This window comes from Marinobacter sp. SS13-12 (genome assembly GCF_030227115.1).
Classification (GTDB): domain Bacteria; phylum Pseudomonadota; class Gammaproteobacteria; order Pseudomonadales; family Oleiphilaceae; genus Marinobacter.
On the sequence record NZ_JASSUA010000001.1, the window covers coordinates 2183430 to 2202060 of the forward strand.

Sequence of the window (18631 nt, forward strand, 5' to 3'; positions counted from 1 at the left end):
TTCTGCTCACTGTGACTGGGGTGATGACTGGGCTGATGACTGGACTGATGAAAAGCAATCAGGCGAGCAGGCCGCCGACCAGGGTGGCAACGGATCGCAGATCCCGGTACCAGCGCTCAACGGGGTGTTCCTTGACGAAGCCATGGCCACCCAGCAGTTGAACCCCATTGGTGCCGGCTTCCATGGCTTTTTCGTTACATAGCAATCGTGCCAGAGTGGTCTCCCGGTGGGCCGGCAGGCCCTGTTCCAGACGACTGGCAGCACGCCAGGTGAGCATGCGCATGCTGTCGGTTTCGATGGCCAGATTGCTGATCATGAAGGCAACGGACTGGCGGTGGCTGACGGGTTCGCCGAAAGCTTTGCGATCATTGCAGTAGGGGATGACGTAATCCTGAACCGCCTGAGCGGTACCAATGGCAAGACCGCATCGAAGCAGGGCCCCGCGATCGAGGAAGTTCTGGTAGTCGAAATCGTCGTCCCCCAACAGCGCATCCGATGGTAACTCGGCGTTCTCCAGCAGCAGTTGACAGGCCCCCGAAGCCCTGAGGCCCATCGCAGGGTCGGCTTTAACACGGATGCCCGGAGTTCCCGCCTCCACGATAAACAGTCTTGGTTGCCCATCCAGCTGTGCCGCAGTCAGCAACAGTTCAGCGCTTTCCCCCTGCACAACCGCATTCTTCAGGCCGGTGAGGGCATAGCCGGTATCGGTTCTTCGGGCAGAGGTTTGCAGAACGAGTGGATCAAACAACGGCGTCGGTTCGTCGACGGCAATGGTGGCTACCGGAGGCTTTTCGCCACAGAACGCCGGCAGGTAGCGGCTTTGCTGTTCGCCGGTGCCCCAGCGGGTGATGGCCTGGGCGACACTGAAAGGTGCCAACAGTGCTGTGGCCAGCCCCATGTCTCCCCAGGCGAGTTGCTCGGCGATCAATACGCTGGTTACCGGGGACTGATGCTCTGCAACTCCGCCGAATTCTTCCGGTATTGCATACAAGGGCAAACCCAGTTCGGCAGCAGCGCTGATGGTGTTATCTGGTATCTCCCTGGTTTCATCGGCAATGCCAGCGGCAGTTCTGAGTTCGTCACGGGCAAACCGCCCCAGCAAATCGGTGATCATACGCTGGTCGTCGCTGAGCGAGAGATCGAACAAGTCGGAGGCGCTGCCATCAGGCAGACGTTTCCTGGGCAGCCAGTTACTGACTCGATTGAACTCCCGTCCGGCAAAAGCAAGGGTGCGAAAACCGCTTCGGGTTCCGTGATAGGCGGTCCTTTCGAGCGGGGTGCGCAGGCCCAGCCGGTCCAGCAACGGATTGGCGGCAAGCCTGTTCATCATGGAAAGGGCAAAGCCCATGGGGTCCCGTATCATCTGTTGTCTCCTTGGTGGCACTGTCCTGATTTCGCCTGCAGGCGATCAGGGGAGGTCGTTATCTGACGATCATGAGCCCGGGCCGATCCGTCGCCATTGGCATGTCGTACATTACCCACAGGCAAGATGGTCAATAGCCATGGATTAACCGTACCTCTACCCGTTACACTCCGGTTGTTACCGTGCCCCTCAACTCACATTGACTGAAGTAACGCTGCTGGATGCTGCCCCACATTAGTTCTCGTTTTCACCGTCGGTTCCTGATTCTCTGGTTTTTTGTCTGGACCATGCCGGCGTTGTCCTGGGCCCAGCAAGTGGAAATAAAGGTGGAGGGGGATTTTCCGCAATTGCAGGACAATGCCGAGGCGTTTGTCGGAGACGTTGAAGGCCGTAGCGCCAACAGTCTGAGGCGTTATGCCAGCACCGCCGAAACCCAGGTGGAAGATGCGCTTCGCGCGCTCGGTTACTACAGCCCGGTAATCCAGTGGGAAATTGTCGAGCCGCCCGGCGAGGAAGAAGAACCGGCGCGCCTGGTTCTCACTGTGCAGCCGGGTGAGCCGGTGCTTGTCCGTTCCCGTAAGGTTGAGATCGAGGGCCCTGCCAGTGAAGATTCCGGTTTCACGGGTTCCCTGCCGCAGAAACCGTCTGAGGGTGATGTGCTGAATCATGGCGAGTACAGCTCGCTGCGCCAGACTATCCAGAATCGCGCCAGTCGGCTGGGCTATTTTGACGGCGAGTTCACTACCCGCAGGCTGGAAGTGGATCCGCAAAAAAGAGTGGCGGATATCACCCTGGTTTATCGCAGCGGTGAACGTTATCGGTTGGGTGATGTCAGTTTCAATGAGGGCCATGGCTTCGAGGAACAGTTATTGGAGCAGTTCGTGCGTTTTGAGCCGGGTGAACTCTTTCATGCGGACAAGATCGCCAGGCTCAATACCGATTTGTCCAACAGTGGCTATTTTTCCGGAGTGGATATTGAGGCCTCTCCCGGCGCCGCCGAGGACGGGGTGATTCCGGTGAATGTCGGGCTGACCACGCGCCCACCCCGATCAGTGGCCGCAGGCATAGGTTTTTCAACCGACGTGGGGCCCCGGCTGCGGGGCAACTGGCGGGAGCACTGGATCAATCCGATGGGCCACAGTCGTGGTGTCGAAACTGAACTTTCAGCGCCACGCCAGAACTTGAGCACCTGGTATGAATTGCCCCTGGATCCACCCATGACCGATTCCATTCGTTTGTCTGCCGGTTATCAACGGGAAGACATTGAGGATGTTGAGTCGGAATTGCTGACCTTCGGTCAGCAATGGAAGCATCAGCTTGATGACGGCTGGCAGCAGATCGCCTCTCTGAGGTGGGAGGGGGAGCGCTTCCGGATTGGCGACGATGAGACTGAGCAGAGCAGCCTGTTGTTGCCGGGGCTGGGGTATTCCAAACTGCATTCAGATTCGCCTCTGGACCCATCCCGCGGCTACCGGATTCAGTTTGATGTGACAGGTTCCCATCGGGCCGTCCTGTCGAGCGTGGACATTCTTCATGCGAATTTTCTCGTCAAGGGGTTGTATACGTTGGCGGATAACCACCGCTTCCTGACGCGTTTCCAGTTTGGCGGGGTGGCAACCAACCGCTTTTCGGATGTGCCACCGTCATTGCGGTTTTTTGCCGGTGGTGACCAGAGCGTCCGGGGTTATGGTTACGAAACCCTGTCGCCGCGAGACGATGAGGATGTTGCCGTGGGTGGTCGTTTCCTGATGGTCGGCAGCGCTGAGTATCAGTACCAGTTTGCCGACAACTGGCGGGTAGCTGCCTTTGTAGATGAAGGCAATGCCATTGATGATCTGGCGGACCCTCTGGCCACCGGCGTTGGACTTGGTATCCGCTGGATAAGCCCGGTGGGGCCTTTGCGTCTGGATATTGCCAAAGGGTTGAACCCGGAATTTGGCGGTGAGTGGCGCATTCACTTTTCCATGGGGCCCGAGTTATGACCGAAGCCCCAAAGAATGAGGTCCACAAACCAAAACGCCTGAGGAACGGCCTGCTGATTGCGCTGGCCATTATCATTCTGCTGCCACTTTTAGTGGTGGGGGCACTGTTACTGGCCTTGCGTTCGGAAACCGGAACGGCGTGGGTCATCGACCAGGTTCCCGGCCTTGACGTGGAACAGGGGCAGGGATCATTGCTGGGACAGTGGCAGGCGCAGTCCCTGACATGGCAGGGTTACGGCGTGGGTCTTCGGCTGGAGGCGCCGGTAGTTGACTGGTCACCGACCTGCCTGTTCAGCAAGCAGCTGTGCCTTGAATCCCTGCAGGTGGAAACCATTGACCTGACCCTGCAACCGTCAACAGATCAGCAGGATGACCGTGGCGACATCAGTCTGCCTGGCGTTAACCTGCCGATTGGTCTGGCTGTCAGGGAGGTAGATCTTGGCACTTTCACCCTGAACGATGGCAAAATCTGGGACCGGTTGCAGTTACGGGCCGAAGGCTCCGGATCTGACTGGCACCTTCAGAGTCTCAGCTTTGTTCGTGACGATATCGAAATTGATGGGTCCGGCCGCATCCAGACCCGCGGCGACTGGCCACTGGACCTGAATGTCGGCATAAGCCTGCCGCCGCCCTATGGCCCCGACTGGAATCTGGCTCTCAATCTCACCGGAAGCGCAGTGGACCTGAGGGTGAGGGGTGAAAGCACTGGTTACCTGGAAGCCACCCTGGCCGGCCGGGTGGCTCCCCTGGACAGTGCGCTACCGGCTCAATTGACCGTTGAGGCTCAACGCTTTGTTCCTGCTGAAGGCCTGCCTGAAACCCTGGTACTGCAGAATACGGTCGTTGCTCTGGAAGGTAGCCTGGAGGACGGTTTCCGTTCCAATTCCCGTACCTCGTTACCGGGTACTTCCGGTGACATTGCGGTTGCGCTGAAAGGGCTGGTGACAACCGCTGGCGTGGAAGATCTGGACCTCTCGCTTTCGGGCCCGGGAACGGGTGAAGCCGAGACCGGCACGGCCTCGGTGACCGGAAGCCTGGACTGGCAGCAAGCCTTCCTGGCGGATGCACGGGTCGCGATGGAAGCCTTCCCCTGGTACAGCCTGATACCGGATTTTGAGCAGCCGCCGGTTATCTTGAACCAACTGAACGGTGAGGTTCGATACCAGTCAGGCGCCTATCAGGCGAGTGTAGAAGCCAGCGTCGACGGCCCACATGGGGAGGCTGATCTGTCAGGGGAGCTGGATGGCGATATGGAGTCCGTGAAGATCACCCGTCTGCGGGTAAACACGGGCGCCGGCTTCCTCGGTGGTCAGGGAAACGTCGAGTTTGCTGACCAGTTGGCGTGGGATGCAAGCCTGGAGCTGGACAGTTTCAACCCCGGCTACTGGTTGCCGGCACTGGAGGCGAGCCTGAATGGTGATGTCACCACCAGTGGGCGGTTGGAGGATAGTGGAAATCCTTCGTTACAGGCAGAGTGGGACCTTTCGGGCGACTGGCGGGCCAATGATGCCCTGATCCGTGGCGCACTGAGCAGTGACGCAGGCGCATGGGCGGTGTCTGGCCTGGAGCTCCAAGTGGGCGATAACCGCGTTACCGGTAGCGGCGAGTGGGGTGGCGAGATTGCGGGCAATCTGGCGCTGGAACTGCCTTCTCCGGAAACCTTCCTGCCGGGACTGGCGGGCTCGCTGAGCGGAATCGCTTCGGTTTCCGGGACGCCCGATCAGCCGCAAGGCAGCGCGAAAGTGTCTGGGTCCGACCTGGCATGGCAGGATAAGCTGAGCCTGGCCAGTCTGGACCTCAATGCCACCCTTGGTGAAGGGTTAAGTGTGAGCGCCGATGTTCAGGCGAGTGAACTCCGCTACGGCGAGCAGTTGCTGCAGTCATTGACACTGGGGCTGTCAGGCACCCGGGATGATCACCGGCTGGAGGTTAACGCCGTTCATGAGGAGGCCGAGGTCGGGCTGGTATTTGCCGGCAATGCTTCCGAGGACTGGAATGCCTGGCAGGGAGCGTTGGAGCAGGGGCGGATTGATGTTCCCGAGCAGGGGCAGCAATGGACGCTGGCGGACCCCGCGGCACTGGAGTACACAGAAACCGGCAGACTGACCTTCGGCCGTCACTGCTGGCAATGGCAACAGGCTTCGGTTTGTGCCGAAGACCAGACCCTGTTGCCGACCCAGGACATTGCCTACCGGATCGAGAATTTCCCGACCACCGCGCTGTCCCCGCTGATGCCGGAAACCCTGCGCTGGGACGCCCTCCTGAACGCAGACGTCAGGCTGGTGATGACCGACAATGGCCCTGATGGCGAGGTGTCAGTGGATGCCGGTGCGGGCGAGTTTGAAGTCATGGCCAGGGACGAATGGCAGAGCCTGGGATACGACACCTTCACCACCAGGCTTCAACTGAAACCGGACATCGCCGAGCTGGATGTCAGGCTGAAGGGGCCCGAAGTGGGCGATCTTTCTGTAGCAATCGCCGTTGATCCGAACGCCAGTGAGCGGGAGGTTGATGGCCAGTTCCGCATCCAGGGCCTGGACATTGCGATGGCCGGGGTGTTTGCCGGGCTGGAAGTGGTCGAAGGTAAGCTCAATGGCGAAGGCACGCTGTCCGGCCCGTTACTGAAGCCGGCGGTGAATGGCGAAATAGCGTTGACCGGCGGGCGGATCTCCGACCCGCAGCTCCCGATACCGCTGGAAGACATGGTTGTCAGCCTGGAGTTGAATGGCTATTCCGCGGATCTGTCCGGCCGCTGGCGCAGTAACGAGCGCAGTACCGGCAACATCAAGGGAGGCCTGGACTGGTCGGCGGAGCCGTCCGTAGAGGTCAATCTTACCGGTGACCGATTGCCGTTCAGTTACGATCCCTACGCCCGTGTAGAGCTGGTGCCGGATATTACCATCACCTACGGCAGCGGTGATCTGGCGGTCACTGGCCGCCTGGAGGTTCCCCGTGGCGAGATCGAGATCAGGGAACTCCCCGCTCAGGCGGTTTCGGTTTCGGAAGACGAAGTGATCGTGGGGGCGGAGCAGGAAGAGGGCGGTTTGCGCTCCCTGAATATGGATGTGACGGTGGTGGTCGGCGATGATCAGGTCAGTTTCAATGGCTTCGGGGTAACCGGTAACCTGAAAGGCACCCTGCGCATCGGCAACAATATGGACACCCGGGGGGAGCTGCGGCTGGTTGATGGCCAGTATGAAGCCTATGGTCAGGAACTGGAGCTGCGCAGGGCAAGGTTAATGTTTGTCGGGCCTCTGACAGAGCCCTATCTGGATATCGAAGCCATCCGGCGGGTCGATACCGTCGTGGCGGGCATCCGGCTTACCGGGCCGGTAAGCGCGCCCCAGACTGAAGTGTTTTCCGAACCGGAGATGCCCCAGACCGATGCATTGTCCTATGTGATTCTGGGCCGGGCACCCCAAAGCAGGGGCGACGAGGGGCAGATGAGCCGGGCAGCGATTTCCCTGGGCCTGACTCAGGCGAACAAGGTCACCCAGGGCCTCGGGGAAGAGATCGGTATACAGAATCTTATGCTGGAGGCGGAGGGTTCAGGCGATGAGTCGGCCGTGGTGGCCAGTGGCTACCTGACCGATGAGCTCAGTATTCGTTATGGTGTGGGCATTTTCGAGCCGATCACCACCGTTGCCTTGCGCTATGACCTTGGCCGGTATTTCTATCTGGAAGCTGCCAGCGGCCTGGCAGCTTCCCTGGATATTTTCTACACCCGGGATTTCTGACCCGGCCTGCTATTCCAGCTTGAAGGTGGCACTGACCCGGGATGTCAGTTCCCGCGGGCCGATGTTGGACACGGTGTCAGACGAGGCGCGCATTTCTGCCATCATCGGAACCGGGGGCTGGTAGCCACCATCGATGTTGATGTTGATCACCTCGCCGCACTGCTTTTCAAGTTCGTTGGCAACAAACTCACACCTTGCCCTGGCGTCAGCGATGGCGCCGGCCAGTGCCTGCTTGCGGAGGCTGCTTTCATCGGAATGAAAGAACTGGTGCGGTCCCACGTTGTGGTCCATACCCAGTGCCTGGGCCTGCTCCAGGATGGGATTGAGCAGGGCAAGGTCGTCAATGGTAAAGCTCACAGTCTGTGAGGCGACGGCCACCTTTTCCGGTTTCTGACTACGCTCCTGGGACGGAATCGAGCGGCTGTAGAGGTTAACCGATGCATCGCTGTAAGAGCCCAGCTGGTCACGGTAGTCACTGATGCCATCCCGCCATTGTTCCATCTGCTCATTCACGCGCCGGGTCGCTGTCTCCGGCAGGCTGTGCTCGGCATTGGCGGTAAACTGCAGCCGTGCGCTGTCTGGCGTATACTTTACGGAAGCCTGGCCGCTCAGGCTTACTTCCCCGGCGACTGCGCACAGGGGAAAGAGCACCAGGGTGGCAGGAAACAGCAGGTATCGATGGACGTTGGGCAACATTGTGGGATCTCCATGCTTTTACACAATAATCAGGTCAGGTTGACTCCCCGGGAGCGTGACATCCTGCTCAGGCTGACCGGGAGCGATCCCCATTATGTGACGACCCGCGCGCAACTGAAAGAGTGGGCTGCCCGTCACCTGGAAGCCCTGCCCGGTGATGCCAGGGAAATACGGGAAATCAAGGCTGTTCTGCAGCATTATCTGCCGCTTTGACCTGGCAGGTCGTCACTGGCGTCGTCAGTGTCTGTCGGTTCATCCAGCCTTATCAGCTTTCTCTCCTCCGCAGCGTCAACAAAATGCTTGAAGATACGCCGGTGGCCACCGTGATACAGCAGATATTCCGGATGCCACTGAATACCCATCAGCCACTGCCCGCGAGTGTTTTCTATCGCTTGCACGAAATGATCATTGTCCAGGGCGACCACACGAAGGTGGTGTCCGAGCCTTTTGATGGTCTGGCTGTGAATCCGGTTGGCGCCAATCACCGGCTGGCGCATGACTTCTCCGAGACGGCTGTCGCTGACCACCCGAACGGTTTGCATGGGCAGCAGCAGCGGACGGTGGCGGGTGTTTATGCGTAGTGGGGTCACGTTCTGGCAAAGTGAGCCGCCACGGAAAATATTGATGAACTGGGCGCCCCTGCAGATGCCCAGTACAGGGATATTGAGCTCCTCGGCCCGGGAGAGCAGGCGAACATCGGTTTCATCCCGGCGCGGGTCATAATTTGCCGTTACCTGTGGTGTCTGCCCGTAACGTGAGGGGTGCACGTGGGTGCCACCAGAAAGCACCAGGCCGTCAAGCAGGGATACGTCCACTTTGGATCCAGGCCGGATGAAGTGGGTGCGAGCCCCGTGCATACGCAGGGCAAAGCTGATCAGCCGGTGTGCCAGGCTACGCCGGGCGGGGCCACTGATGCCGATGGTGAGGCCGGGATGTTCCGGCTTTTCCTGGACGGTGTCAGGCATAGTTCCGGGACCGCAGCCATTGGTCAGATGTATCGAGCCAGCTATGGGTCAAATTGTGGAAGCTCAGTTTGCGGCTGTTGCGAAACTCGGTCACCAATGTGGCCAGATCGCCGGCGTTGGCCGCCAGTTGCTCCAGTATCACCCAGTCATTCCATACCGTTGAGAAATGCCAGAGCGGGTTGTCGATATCGCAATCCGGCAGCCGGTAATGCAGGGTGGGCCTGCTCTTGATGCGTTCGTCTGTTACGTACCTGGCCAGCAGCTCGCTGTTCAGGTGTGCAAACAGCGGTAGCAGGTCAAGCGCCTTGTTCCGGGTCGGATTATAGTGGAGGTAGTCCTTCATCAACTGATCCATGTCCGGATCGTAGCCTTCAGACATCAGCAAATCGATGTAGTTGCTGCTCCAGGGTTCAATGTAGCTGGTCAGTTTGCGGCTCAGATCGATCTGATGTCGTGCCTTGAGCCATTCGTAAAGCGCTGCAAACGCCTGCAGATAACGCACCAGGGTTGAAGCTTTCAGGTCCGGTAGCTCTGGATTCAGTTGCAGACCGAACGCGTAGTAGAGGGCTTCCCGGCTGCCAAGGGCGCCGGCCTTGCGGAGTTCGTCACAAAGCGTTTCGATGCGCTCCAGTTCACTGAAGGGTAACGGAGGGCTGACAATTTCCAGGGGCACGATTTTCTCGGCCGCGGCATCTATCACACTCATTGCCTGGCCCCCGAGTTCCCGGACCGATTCCGGTAACCGTTGGTCCTGCAGATCCAGGTCCTTGATGGGGTCCGAATCCAGTTCGATGGCGAAGGCGCCTACATCGGTGGTGATTTCCGACACGTAGCGGGAAACCGGCTTCGCCTCACCGCCAAGCAATCGTGTGGAAAGCGATACGAGATCCCCGTACCCGAGGCCGGATAATTCTATCTCGACACCTACTTTCCGTTCCTTTCCGTCATCGGTTCTCATGATGTCCGGCATTCGGCATCTTTTGCTCATTCATGCGTCTCCACAAAGGGTTAGCAATACCTTACCACAGTCCCTCGGGCTGAAAGTGACGGTTACCGGCCAAAAAAAGCGGGGCACCGGAAAAACTTCAGGCATGGACTTTACACTGGATAAAACACTGTATATAGTCAAATCACTGTATATAAAAACAGGGCTAACCGGGGTCACCGACACATGAAGCTGACAGCAAGGCAGACACAGGTATTGGAAATCATTCGTCGCTCCGTCGACGAGACGGGATATCCGCCGACACGCGCGGAGATCGCCGCCGAGCTCGGATTCCGTTCAGCCAATGCCGCTGAAGAGCACCTCAGGGCACTGGCCAGGAAAGGGGCCATCGAGATGGTGCCGGGGGCAAGCCGTGGTATCCGTCTTCCGGAAGTCGAAGCGGACCCCGGATTGCCCGTGATAGGCCAGGTGGCAGCCGGTAGCCCGATTCTGGCCCAGGAGCACATCGAAGATCACTGCACCCTGCAGCCCGAATTCTTCTCGCCCTCGGCGGATTACCTGCTGCGTGTGCGCGGTATGAGTATGAAGGACATTGGCATCCTGGATGGTGATCTGCTCGCCGTGCACAGGACCAGCGACGTACACAATGGCCAGATCGTTGTGGCCAGAGTCGGCGAGGAGGTGACTGTGAAGCGGTTCCGCAAGGACGGCTCGAAAGTGTATCTCATCGCAGAGAACGAAGAGTTTGCGCCCATTGAAGTGGATCTGACAGAACAGGAATTATTTATTGAAGGTTTGGGTGTCGGTGTTATCCGGCGCTCGGATCTTCACTGATACCGCGGTATCCGGACATTTCCGGCAGTGCTCTGCAAGGTATCAATTACGCAGGGCCCGGCTTAAAGGCAAATGAGGCTTATCATGGAACAACTCAGCTTTAATCAGAACCTGGCTTACGCTCACGGAGGCGGCAGATTCGTCGGCCCGGAGGCTGTCGGTTTGAGCAGCCATGATGTGAGCCGGGCGCCGGTCAGCCGCACCCGCCCGGTACAGCCAAAGGGTAACGTGACGGAAATCATTCTGCCTGAAGGGCAGGTTGAAAATTTCCAGCTGTTGCTGCCGATGCTGACACAGCTGAACCAGGAAAAACGCTGGCTGGCCTGGATCGACCCACCCCAAAGCCTGGTCAGCAAGTGGCAGACCATGCGTGGGATTGTGGCAGGCGAATTACTGGTGTTGCGGTCTACTTCGGACTACCCAGCCCGGCAACTGGCCGAGCGGGCATTGAGCGCAGGCACCTGTCATGCCGTCGTGATGTGGACACGGAAACTTGGGCGTGAAGCCCTGACTTCACTGGAGCAGGCCTCTGCCCGGGGCAACAGCCACGGCGTTGTGCTGCGCCAACGCTGAAGGTTCAGTAAATCCGGGATCAGTGAAGCGTATAGGAAGGCCGGATTTCATGAGAGTCCGGCTCTTCTTCCCAGTCGATATCGTGGGCGACATTGCCTGCTGCTTCTATGCCGGCGGCAATCATGGCCTTGGCCACGTCCATCTCCCGGTCTTCCATCATTTCCCTGGCTTCAGCCGAGAACGATATTTTCACCAATGGTGCGCTGTCGTCGTCAATCCGGCGAAGTGCATAGTCGCCATTGCTCAGTTGTACAATCTCGAAAAAAGAGGGTGACATTCAGTTAGCCTTTCAGTTCATTCCCCGGGTGGTGGCAGTTTGCAGCGGCGGACCGTGGTATTACCACTCGCTGTGCCGTTCCTCAAGGGTGTCGGTAAAGTGTTTGATCGCACTCAGGGTTTGCTCAAGCGCCTGTTTCGATCTGTCTGGGCCCGTATCCGCAGCAACAGCAATCACATTTTCGTCACTCACGGTTTTTTTGGCCGCTGGCGGGTTGCCCTGGTGCCGCTCCAGTTGCTCAAGATGGTTCCACCAACTGTGAGCTTCGTTAACGAGCTGGTTCAGTTCTGCTGTCTCCGGAATCTCATCGCCCAGCAGTTCCGTCAAAGCTTCCAGGCTTTCGGGCCGCCCCAGCTTGTCCTGATACATTCTTGCGACCATGACCAGAACCAGCTTTCTGGCCCGCAAAGCAAGTTCAACGGCTCCCTGGATCAGGGCTTCACGCGCGGGCACACTGTCGTTGCCATCCAGCTGACCCAGCAGGGTCCTGGCAAGGAAAATCTTCTGGGAAACCAGTGAATGCCACGATGACGCCATGGAGATACCTGCATACGGGGTTAAGGTCGCGCGACGAATTAACTGGCAATGATAACATTTCTGGTCAGGAATTTCTTCCTTCCTGAGAATCCACGGGCCTTTGACAAGAATCTACAAAGAATCACTTGAAACGGTCGTTTGAATTTGGCAAAAAGGCGCCCGGTTTGAGTAACTTTTGATCGTCTGGCTCGGGATTCCAGTGAACGGAAAGTCCTGGCTGTCCGGCGTCCAGATCAGTTTCAGTGGAGGTGGAAGGGAATGCGTAACCATTTGGTCGCAGGTTTTACAGTGGCAATGCTCGGATTTTCCGGTAGTAGCGTCTACGCGAAGGTCAGTGAGTCCGAGGCCGAGCGGTTGGGCAATGAACTCACCCCCGTTGGTGCAGAAAGAAAAGGCAATGGTTCTGGCAGTATTCCGGAGTGGACCGGCGGTCTGACAACACCACCGTCGGGCTGGAAGCAGGGGCAGGTGGAAATCAATCCATTTCCCCAGGATGAGCCCTTGTTCGTGATTTCCGCAGACAATGTGGATCTGTATCGCGATAAGCTCACAGATGGCCACATCCAGATGCTGAAGCAGTATGGCCCGGAGTTTGTAATGCCGGTTTACCAGACCCGCCGTACGGCGGCCTTTCCGGAGCATGTTTATGAAAAATCCCGGGAAAATGCACTGAGTGCCGAACTGCTCAGTAATGGTAACGGTGTGCGGGACACGATCATGACCAGTCCCTTCCCGATTCCGAACGATGGTCTTGAAGTAATCTGGAATCACATTCTTCGTTATCGGGGCGAGGAACTTTCATTTCGCAGTTCCTCCGCGACCCCGCAGGTGAACGGTTCGTACAACCAGGTTGTAAACCAGTACGACTATTTTTTTGCCTACAGCCGCAAAGGGGCGGATCTAGAGGACATCGACAACAAGATCTTTTACCTGAAGACCGACACCATAGCGCCCTCCAGCCTGGCAGGGACCATCACCCTGGTGCACGAGACACTGGACCAGATTCGCTCGCCGCGTCTTGCCTGGCGGTATGACTCCGGTTCCCGGCGCCTGCGCAGGTCACCAAACCTGGCCTATGAAACTGACCTGCCCAATTCCTCCTCTCTGAGGTCCGTTGATCAGAAAGACATGTACAACGGCGCTCCGAACCAGTACGACTGGGAGTTGAAAGGGAAGCGGGAAATGTTTGTCCCCTACAACGCTTACAAGCTTCATGATGAAGACGTCAGACCCGACGATGTCATTCGCCCGCAGCACATCAATCAGCAGCTGGCGCGGTATGAACTGCATCGGGTATGGGTGGTGGAAGCCAAGCTGCGCACCGGTATCAGCCATATCTATTCCCGTCGTGTATTCTATGTTGACGAAGACAGCTGGCAGATTCTGGCCAGTGAGGAATATGACAGTGAGGGAGAGCTCTGGCGCGTATCCGAGGCTCACAATATCAGCTACTACAGTGAGCCGGTATTCTGGACTACTATGGAAATGACGTACGACCTCAAGGCGCAGCGTTACTATATTGATGGTCTGGATAACGGTTTCCCGGCCCTCGATTTCAATCCCGGCTTCCGCGGCAACCAGTTCTCGGCGTCAGCGGCCCGCAGGGCGGCTCGTCGCTGATAACCATGATGGCCGGGGGACCTTTTGAATCCCCGGCCATTGTCCGGGCCATACAGCGATACTGGAGATGCAGGTATGTCGGTGCCGGAACAACTGGAAGCAGTGGATACCCTGGTGGAGCATCTGAAAACCGCTCTAGCGGAGAAAAACTGGGAAGAACTGTCGCGCCTGAGCAAATTGGTCAAGCCGACCATTGAACCGGTGATGACAGCCCTGGAAGCCGGAGAGCTGTCCCCGGAGCCGGTACGGGAACGGTTGGCAACCCTTCAGACCTATTGTGACCGTGCCAATATTTCGGCAAATGCGGCCAAGGCGGAAGCCCAGCAAGCGCTCAAGGAAGTGAATCAGAACCGAAGCGCGGCAAAAGCCTATCAGAACGTCTCTTCAAATCGTCCCAAATAGCGTCATAAAATTGACTCGGGCGCACTTACAGTCTTAAATACCGCTCACAAATCCCCGCAAGAGATTCGTTTGAATGTCGAAGAATAATAAGGTGCTGGTGCTCAGCGAGGACGACTCCAGAAAGCGTGATATTGCCACCATACTTGAGTTCATTGGCGAGGAAGACGTCGTGTTCGGTGAGGAGGCGTATGCACTGCTTGCCAGTGGCGATCCGGAAAAGCTGGATGAGATCTCTGCTGTCGTCGTCAACGGTGAAGACGCCGGGGTGCGCAAGACTGTCTCGGTGGTCTGTGAGGCCACTGTGGGCGTGCCTGTGTTGATGATCGGGTACCCGGACCTCAAGCAGTTGTCAGAAGATCAGGCCAGTCGGGTTATTGCCCGCATGGAGTGGCCCCTTAACTACACCAAGTTTGTGGATTCCATGTATCGCGCCCAGGTCTACCGTGACCAGTTTTCGCGGTCGCGTGAGCGTGTCCAGCAGCGTGGATTGCAGCTGTTCCGCAGCCTGGTGGGTACCAGCCGCAAGGTGCAATCTGTGCGCCAGTTGATGGAGCAGGTGGCAGACAAGGATGTGAGCGTGCTGATTACCGGCGAATCCGGTACCGGTAAAGAAGTGGTGGCTCGCAATCTGCATTACCATTCTGCCCGACGGGACAAGCCCTTCGTCCCGGTCAACTGTGGCGCTATACCTGCAGAGCTGCTGGAAAGTGAGCTGTTCGGCCATGAGAAAGGTGCCTTTACCGGGGCGATTACCGCCCGTGTTGGCCGGTTTGAGCTCGCCGAAGGTGGCACTCTGTTCCTCGATGAAATTGGCGATATGCCCCTGAACATGCAGGTGAAGATACTGCGGGTATTGCAGGAGCGCACCTACGAGCGGGTGGGCAGCAACCGCACCCAGTCCGCCGATGTGCGGGTAATTGCGGCAACCCACAAGATTCTCGAAGACATGATCGAAAACGGCGATTTCCGGGAAGATCTGTACTATCGCCTGAACGTCTTCCCCATTGAGATGCCGGCCCTGCGGGAACGGGTAGAAGACATCCCGCTGCTGATCAATGAATTGATCTCCCGTATGGAGAAAGAGAAGCGTGGCTCACTGCGGTTGAATTCCGCTGCGATCATGAGCCTGTGTCGCCACGACTGGCCGGGTAACGTGCGGGAGCTGGCGAACCTGGTGGAGCGGTTGGCGATCATGAATCCGTACGGGGTCATCGGGGTGCAGGAGCTGCCCAAGAAGTTCCGCTACGTGGACGACTACGATGAAAACCGGCCGGTCGAGGATTCGGGGATGCCCTCCAATATTCCGGGGCTGGTGGGGCTGGATGCACCGGCCCTGTTACCAGTGAACGGTATCGATCTGAAGGACTACCTCTCCAACCTTGAGAAGCAGCTGATCCAGCAGGCACTGGACGAGGCCGGTGGGGTAGTGGCCCGGGCGGCGGAGAAATTGCGCATTCGGCGGACGACGCTGGTGGAGAAGGTGCGAAAGTATGGGCTCCGGGATGAGGATGAAGAGGCCGGGGAAGGTTGACGGCTGCACGCCTCTAACTGTGGAGGAGCCCTCCCAGCACTATGTTTCAAACGGCGTCAAAGGTTTGTAACCTTCGGCGCCGTTGTTGTTTTCGGGTGACGTAAACCCGTCATCTGTCCATTCTTTGATTTTCCTTCCTGTTGAAATATAAGCAAAAAGTAAAGTTGGCACGGTGCTGGCTTAGGTCTGCCCAAACGATCCATCCGATTGGTACGGGCCGGAGTTTGGTCCGGTCAGAGGGCGAGTTTATGAGTCAGTTGCAGTTTGTTGGTTTGTCGTCGGCGAAGAAGCCTTTAGCCAATAGGAAGCCTTTAGCCACTGAAGGGCCTTCAGCCAATGCGGCGGCGGATGTCAATGACAAGGTGACGGCGTTGTTCCCGGAGCAGGATGATGAGGCTGTGGGTACGGCGCTGGATCTGTTCAATCAGATGTCCCGGCAGATTACTGATTCCTATCGCACGCTGGAATCCCGTGTTAACCAGTTGTCCGGGGAGTTGTCTGCAGAGTCGCAGCAGCGCCAGGCGGAGCTGGAGCAGAAGGAGGAGTTGGCGGACCGGCTTTCCACGTTGCTTCATGCGCTTCCTGCCGGCGTGGTGGTACTCGACAGCCAGGGTGTGGTGACGCAGACCAATCCGGCAGCAATCACCCTGCTCGGTGAGCCCCTTGACGGTGAGCGCTGGGTGGATGTCATTCGTCGCTGTTTTGCACCCCGGCGGGATGACGGCCATGAGGTGTCGCTGAAGGATGGCCGCCGGGTGAGTATTGAAATCCGTACCATGGAGAACCAGCCAGGACAGTTGATCCTGCTGACGGATCTGACAGAGACCCGTCATCTCCAGGCCCAGTTGGCCCATGCCCAGCGCCTGTCGGCCATGGGCAAGATGGTAGCGTCGCTGGCTCACCAGATTCGCACGCCGCTTTCCGCCGCCATCCTGTATGGCGGGCACCTTGGCCAGGACGATCTGGATGAGGAGATGCGCCAGCGTTGCGCTTCCCGCTTGATGTCCCGTCTGACGCATCTTGAGCAGCAGGTTCGCGACATGCTGATTTTCGCCCGCGGCGAGACCCGGCTGGCGGAGGAGCTGTCTGCTCCTGCGCTGGTCCAGGCGCTGGCGTCGGCGCTGGACGGGCTGAAACTGCCTTCCGGCGTGGCCGTGGAGCTGGACAGCCAGGCGGACAACGAGGCGCTGATGTGTAACCGCGATGCCCTGGTCGGCGCGTGTACCAACCTGGTGAATAACAGCGTGGAAGCTGGCGCAACGACAGTCACAGTTGCCATTGCTTCTGCCAACGGCGAACTGTTGGTTCGGATCGCCGATAACGGCCCCGGGTTTGCTCCGGAACAGGCCAGTCAGCTTCTGGAAGCTTTCTATACCACCAAGTCGCACGGCACGGGGCTCGGGCTGGCGGTTGTCCAGGCTGTTGTGAAAGCGCACCAGGGCCGGTTTGCTATTGAGGCGCCCTCCGAGGGGGGCGCTGTGGCAACCATTTCGCTACCGTTGCTGCGTTCGCTGTCGGCCGGTGGCCTGCATTCGCAAGCAAAAAAAGCATAACTGACCGGAGGCAATCATGGCCAAAGCCCAAATTCTGATCGTTGAAGATGACCACGATCTGCGTGAAGCGCTGGTGACCACGCTGGAGCTGGCGAAGTTCCGGGTGCGCGAAGCCGCCGATGCCGGGCAGGCGTTGGCGCAACTGGCCGAGTCACCGGTGGACATGGTCGTCAGTGACGTGAATATGCCCGGTATGTCCGGCCATGACCTGCTGCATGAGATACAGAGGTTGTACCCCGGGTTGCCGACCATGCTGATTACCGCGTACGGCCAGATCAGCCACGCAGTTTCCGCCATGCAGGCGGGCGCCATTGACTACCTGGTGAAGCCGTTCGAGCCCGCCGTGCTGGTGGACGCCGTCAGCAAGGTCGTGGGTGGCGGCCGCCAGAAAGGTGGCGATCAGCCGGTAGCGGAAGACCCCATTAGCAAGCGCATGTTCCAGTTGGCTACGAAGGTGGCGGCCAGCGATTCAACGGTGATGATTTCCGGCGAGAGTGGTACCGGTAAAGAAGTGCTGGCGCGCTATATTCACCAGCAATCGCCCCGGTCCGAACAGCCTTTCGTCGCCATTAACTGCGCGGCGATTCCCGAGAACATGCTGGAAGCCATCCTGTTCGGCCATGAGAAGGGCGCCTTCACCGGCGCTGTTGCATCATCGCCCGGCAAGTTTGAGCAGGCCAACGGCGGTACCATTCTGCTGGACGAAATTTCGGAAATGGATCTGAGCCTGCAATCCAAATTACTGCGAGTGTTGCAGGAACGTGAAGTGGAGCGGGTGGGCGGACGCAAGACCATTGTGCTGGACGTGAGGGTGATCGCCACTACCAACCGGGACCTGTCCGACCATGTCCGGGAAGGCAAGTTCCGCGAAGACCTTTATTATCGGCTGACGGTATTTCCCATGCACTGGCAGCCACTGCGCGAGCGCACACTGGACATCATGCCCCTGGCCACTGCTTTGCTCAAGGCTCATTGCCGCAAGATGAAGCTTACAGGCGTGACTTTTGCGCCAGACGCCAGGAACGCCCTGATGGCACACCTGTGGCCCGGCAATGTTCGCGAACTGGATAACGCTATCCAGCGCGCACTGGTGCTGCACCAGGGTAACGTGATTCATGCCGGCGACCTGTGTCTGGAACTGGGTATTACCGGGCGGATGGACAGCGGTTCAGCCCCTGTCACGCCCGGGCAGGTTGCGCTCGAACCGCCTTCCGGAGCAGTTGCTCAGACAGGCGAGGAGACGGCTGATCAATCCACCGGGCAGGGCTTTGAGGATCTGGCTTCAACGTCTCTTGGTGACGAGGTTCGCCAGCGTGAATTCCGGATCATAATCCAGGCCCTGAAAAAGGAACGTGGCCGTCGTAACCGGGCTGCGGAACAGCTGGGCATAAGCCCCCGCACGCTCAGATACAAACTGGCCCAGATGCGCGATGCGGGCATTGATCTGGACGCCGAGCTGGCCGCCGCCTGAATCCCGTCAGGCACTCCTTCGTGCGGCACCTTCGGGTGCCGTTTTTTATGGGCTCGTCAAAAGACTGTCGTTGTCTTGCGCCTTCCTGCCAGAAAGTTCATTAACTTAATGAAAATAAAGCAATAAATAATATTGGCCTGTGGT

Annotated in this window: 16 protein-coding genes; 10 read left to right on the top strand and 6 right to left on the bottom strand. The window is 58.3% G+C overall.

From position 1 onward, the window contains the following. Positions 1-58 precede the first annotated feature (58 nt). Positions 59-1363 carry an acyl-CoA dehydrogenase family protein gene (locus QPL94_RS10030; RefSeq protein ID WP_285357119.1) on the bottom strand — a complete coding sequence of 435 codons (1305 nt, stop codon included), beginning with the start codon at positions 1361-1363 and terminating at the stop codon, positions 59-61. Between the two features lie 287 nt (positions 1364-1650). Here QPL94_RS10030 and QPL94_RS10035 point away from each other — a divergent pair, with 287 nt between their 5' ends. Together QPL94_RS10035 and QPL94_RS10040 are read left to right on the top strand one after the other, a co-directional pair. Next, positions 1651-3345 carry an autotransporter assembly complex protein TamA gene (locus QPL94_RS10035; RefSeq protein ID WP_285357896.1) on the top strand — a complete coding sequence of 565 codons (1695 nt, stop codon included), beginning with the start codon at positions 1651-1653 and terminating at the stop codon, positions 3343-3345. Then, positions 3342-7082, top strand: coding sequence for a translocation/assembly module TamB domain-containing protein (locus QPL94_RS10040; protein WP_285357120.1), 3741 nt, complete (start codon positions 3342-3344; stop codon positions 7080-7082). Before QPL94_RS10035 ends, QPL94_RS10040 begins: the two co-directional genes overlap by 4 nt. A 9-nt stretch (positions 7083-7091) precedes the next feature. On the opposite strand, the gene QPL94_RS10045 is transcribed toward QPL94_RS10040, so the two are convergent. Further along, positions 7092-7778 (bottom strand): SIMPL domain-containing protein, encoded by a 687-nt coding sequence (locus QPL94_RS10045; RefSeq protein ID WP_285357121.1) that lies wholly within the window; start codon positions 7776-7778, stop codon positions 7092-7094. A gap of 12 nt (positions 7779-7790) precedes the next feature. On the opposite strand from QPL94_RS10045, the gene QPL94_RS10050 reads away from it, so the two are divergent. Further along, a complete protein-coding gene (locus QPL94_RS10050) occupies positions 7791-7991 on the top strand; it encodes a hypothetical protein (RefSeq protein ID WP_137434997.1) in 201 nt (66 codons plus the stop codon). Here QPL94_RS10050 and QPL94_RS10055 read toward each other — a convergent pair. Beyond that, a complete protein-coding gene (locus QPL94_RS10055) occupies positions 7976-8743 on the bottom strand; it encodes a gamma-glutamyl-gamma-aminobutyrate hydrolase family protein (protein WP_285357122.1) in 768 nt (255 codons plus the stop codon). The two genes, QPL94_RS10050 and QPL94_RS10055, sit on opposite strands and share 16 nt — an antisense overlap. Further along, a complete protein-coding gene (locus QPL94_RS10060; protein ID WP_285357123.1) occupies positions 8736-9731 on the bottom strand; it encodes an amidoligase family protein in 996 nt (331 codons plus the stop codon). The genes QPL94_RS10055 and QPL94_RS10060 overlap by 8 nt, the downstream gene beginning before the upstream one ends. Before the next feature lie 183 nt (positions 9732-9914). On the opposite strand from QPL94_RS10060, the gene lexA reads away from it, so the two are divergent. Beyond that, on the top strand, positions 9915-10523 hold the full coding sequence (gene lexA, locus QPL94_RS10065; protein ID WP_137434994.1) for a transcriptional repressor LexA: 609 nt from the start codon (positions 9915-9917) through the stop codon (positions 10521-10523). 84 nt (positions 10524-10607) lie between these two features. After that, a complete protein-coding gene (locus QPL94_RS10070; protein ID WP_285357124.1) occupies positions 10608-11096 on the top strand; it encodes a cell division inhibitor SulA in 489 nt (162 codons plus the stop codon). Positions 11097-11115: 19 nt separating this feature from the next. Here the strand turns inward: QPL94_RS10070 and QPL94_RS10075 are convergent, their stop codons facing one another. Then, on the bottom strand, positions 11116-11373 hold the full coding sequence (locus QPL94_RS10075) for a hypothetical protein (protein ID WP_285357125.1): 258 nt from the start codon (positions 11371-11373) through the stop codon (positions 11116-11118). A 60-nt stretch (positions 11374-11433) separates the two neighbouring features. Beyond that, positions 11434-11910 (bottom strand): DUF6586 family protein, encoded by a 477-nt coding sequence (locus QPL94_RS10080; protein ID WP_285357127.1) that lies wholly within the window; start codon positions 11908-11910, stop codon positions 11434-11436. Positions 11911-12168: 258 nt separating this feature from the next. Here QPL94_RS10080 and QPL94_RS10085 point away from each other — a divergent pair, with 258 nt between their 5' ends. The 5 genes from QPL94_RS10085 (at position 12169) to QPL94_RS10105 (ending at position 18487) form a co-directional block, all read left to right on the top strand. After that, positions 12169-13530: a DUF1329 domain-containing protein gene (locus QPL94_RS10085; protein WP_285357128.1), complete on the top strand. Its 1362-nt coding sequence runs from the start codon at positions 12169-12171 to the stop codon at positions 13528-13530. A 75-nt stretch (positions 13531-13605) separates the two neighbouring features. Beyond that, on the top strand, positions 13606-13932 hold the full coding sequence (locus tag QPL94_RS10090) for an SOS cell division inhibitor (protein ID WP_285357129.1): 327 nt from the start codon (positions 13606-13608) through the stop codon (positions 13930-13932). A 73-nt stretch (positions 13933-14005) separates the two neighbouring features. Continuing rightward, positions 14006-15463, top strand: a complete 1458-nt coding sequence (locus tag QPL94_RS10095; RefSeq protein ID WP_285357130.1) for a sigma-54 dependent transcriptional regulator — start codon at positions 14006-14008, stop codon at positions 15461-15463. A 248-nt stretch (positions 15464-15711) separates the two neighbouring features. Then, positions 15712-17016 carry a sensor histidine kinase gene (locus QPL94_RS10100; protein ID WP_285357131.1) on the top strand — a complete coding sequence of 435 codons (1305 nt, stop codon included), beginning with the start codon at positions 15712-15714 and terminating at the stop codon, positions 17014-17016. 16 nt (positions 17017-17032) lie between these two features. After that, positions 17033-18487, top strand: a complete 1455-nt coding sequence (locus tag QPL94_RS10105; RefSeq protein WP_285357133.1) for a sigma-54-dependent transcriptional regulator — start codon at positions 17033-17035, stop codon at positions 18485-18487. Positions 18488-18631 lie beyond the last annotated feature (144 nt).

Excerpts from the sequence above, each read along its gene's own strand:
- QPL94_RS10090 (WP_285357129.1), top strand. The coding sequence starts at position 13,606 with ATGTCGGTGCCGGAACAACTGGAAGCAGTGGATACCCTGGTGGAGCAT.
- QPL94_RS10030 (WP_285357119.1), bottom strand. The coding sequence starts at position 1,363 with ATGATACGGGACCCCATGGGCTTTGCCCTTTCCATGATGAACAGGCTT.
- QPL94_RS10085 (WP_285357128.1), top strand. The coding sequence starts at position 12,169 with ATGCGTAACCATTTGGTCGCAGGTTTTACAGTGGCAATGCTCGGATTT.
- QPL94_RS10070 (WP_285357124.1), top strand. The coding sequence starts at position 10,608 with ATGGAACAACTCAGCTTTAATCAGAACCTGGCTTACGCTCACGGAGGC.
- QPL94_RS10105 (WP_285357133.1), top strand. The coding sequence starts at position 17,033 with ATGGCCAAAGCCCAAATTCTGATCGTTGAAGATGACCACGATCTGCGT.
- lexA (WP_137434994.1), top strand. The coding sequence starts at position 9,915 with ATGAAGCTGACAGCAAGGCAGACACAGGTATTGGAAATCATTCGTCGC.
- QPL94_RS10050 (WP_137434997.1), top strand. The coding sequence starts at position 7,791 with ATGCTTTTACACAATAATCAGGTCAGGTTGACTCCCCGGGAGCGTGAC.
- QPL94_RS10055 (WP_285357122.1), bottom strand. The coding sequence starts at position 8,743 with ATGCCTGACACCGTCCAGGAAAAGCCGGAACATCCCGGCCTCACCATC.
- QPL94_RS10045 (WP_285357121.1), bottom strand. The coding sequence starts at position 7,778 with ATGTTGCCCAACGTCCATCGATACCTGCTGTTTCCTGCCACCCTGGTG.
- QPL94_RS10035 (WP_285357896.1), top strand. The coding sequence starts at position 1,651 with ATGCCGGCGTTGTCCTGGGCCCAGCAAGTGGAAATAAAGGTGGAGGGG.
- QPL94_RS10060 (WP_285357123.1), bottom strand. The coding sequence starts at position 9,731 with ATGAGCAAAAGATGCCGAATGCCGGACATCATGAGAACCGATGACGGA.
- QPL94_RS10080 (WP_285357127.1), bottom strand. The coding sequence starts at position 11,910 with ATGGCGTCATCGTGGCATTCACTGGTTTCCCAGAAGATTTTCCTTGCC.
- QPL94_RS10095 (WP_285357130.1), top strand. The coding sequence starts at position 14,006 with ATGTCGAAGAATAATAAGGTGCTGGTGCTCAGCGAGGACGACTCCAGA.
- QPL94_RS10040 (WP_285357120.1), top strand. The coding sequence starts at position 3,342 with ATGACCGAAGCCCCAAAGAATGAGGTCCACAAACCAAAACGCCTGAGG.
- QPL94_RS10100 (WP_285357131.1), top strand. The coding sequence starts at position 15,712 with ATGAGTCAGTTGCAGTTTGTTGGTTTGTCGTCGGCGAAGAAGCCTTTA.
- QPL94_RS10075 (WP_285357125.1), bottom strand. The coding sequence starts at position 11,373 with ATGTCACCCTCTTTTTTCGAGATTGTACAACTGAGCAATGGCGACTAT.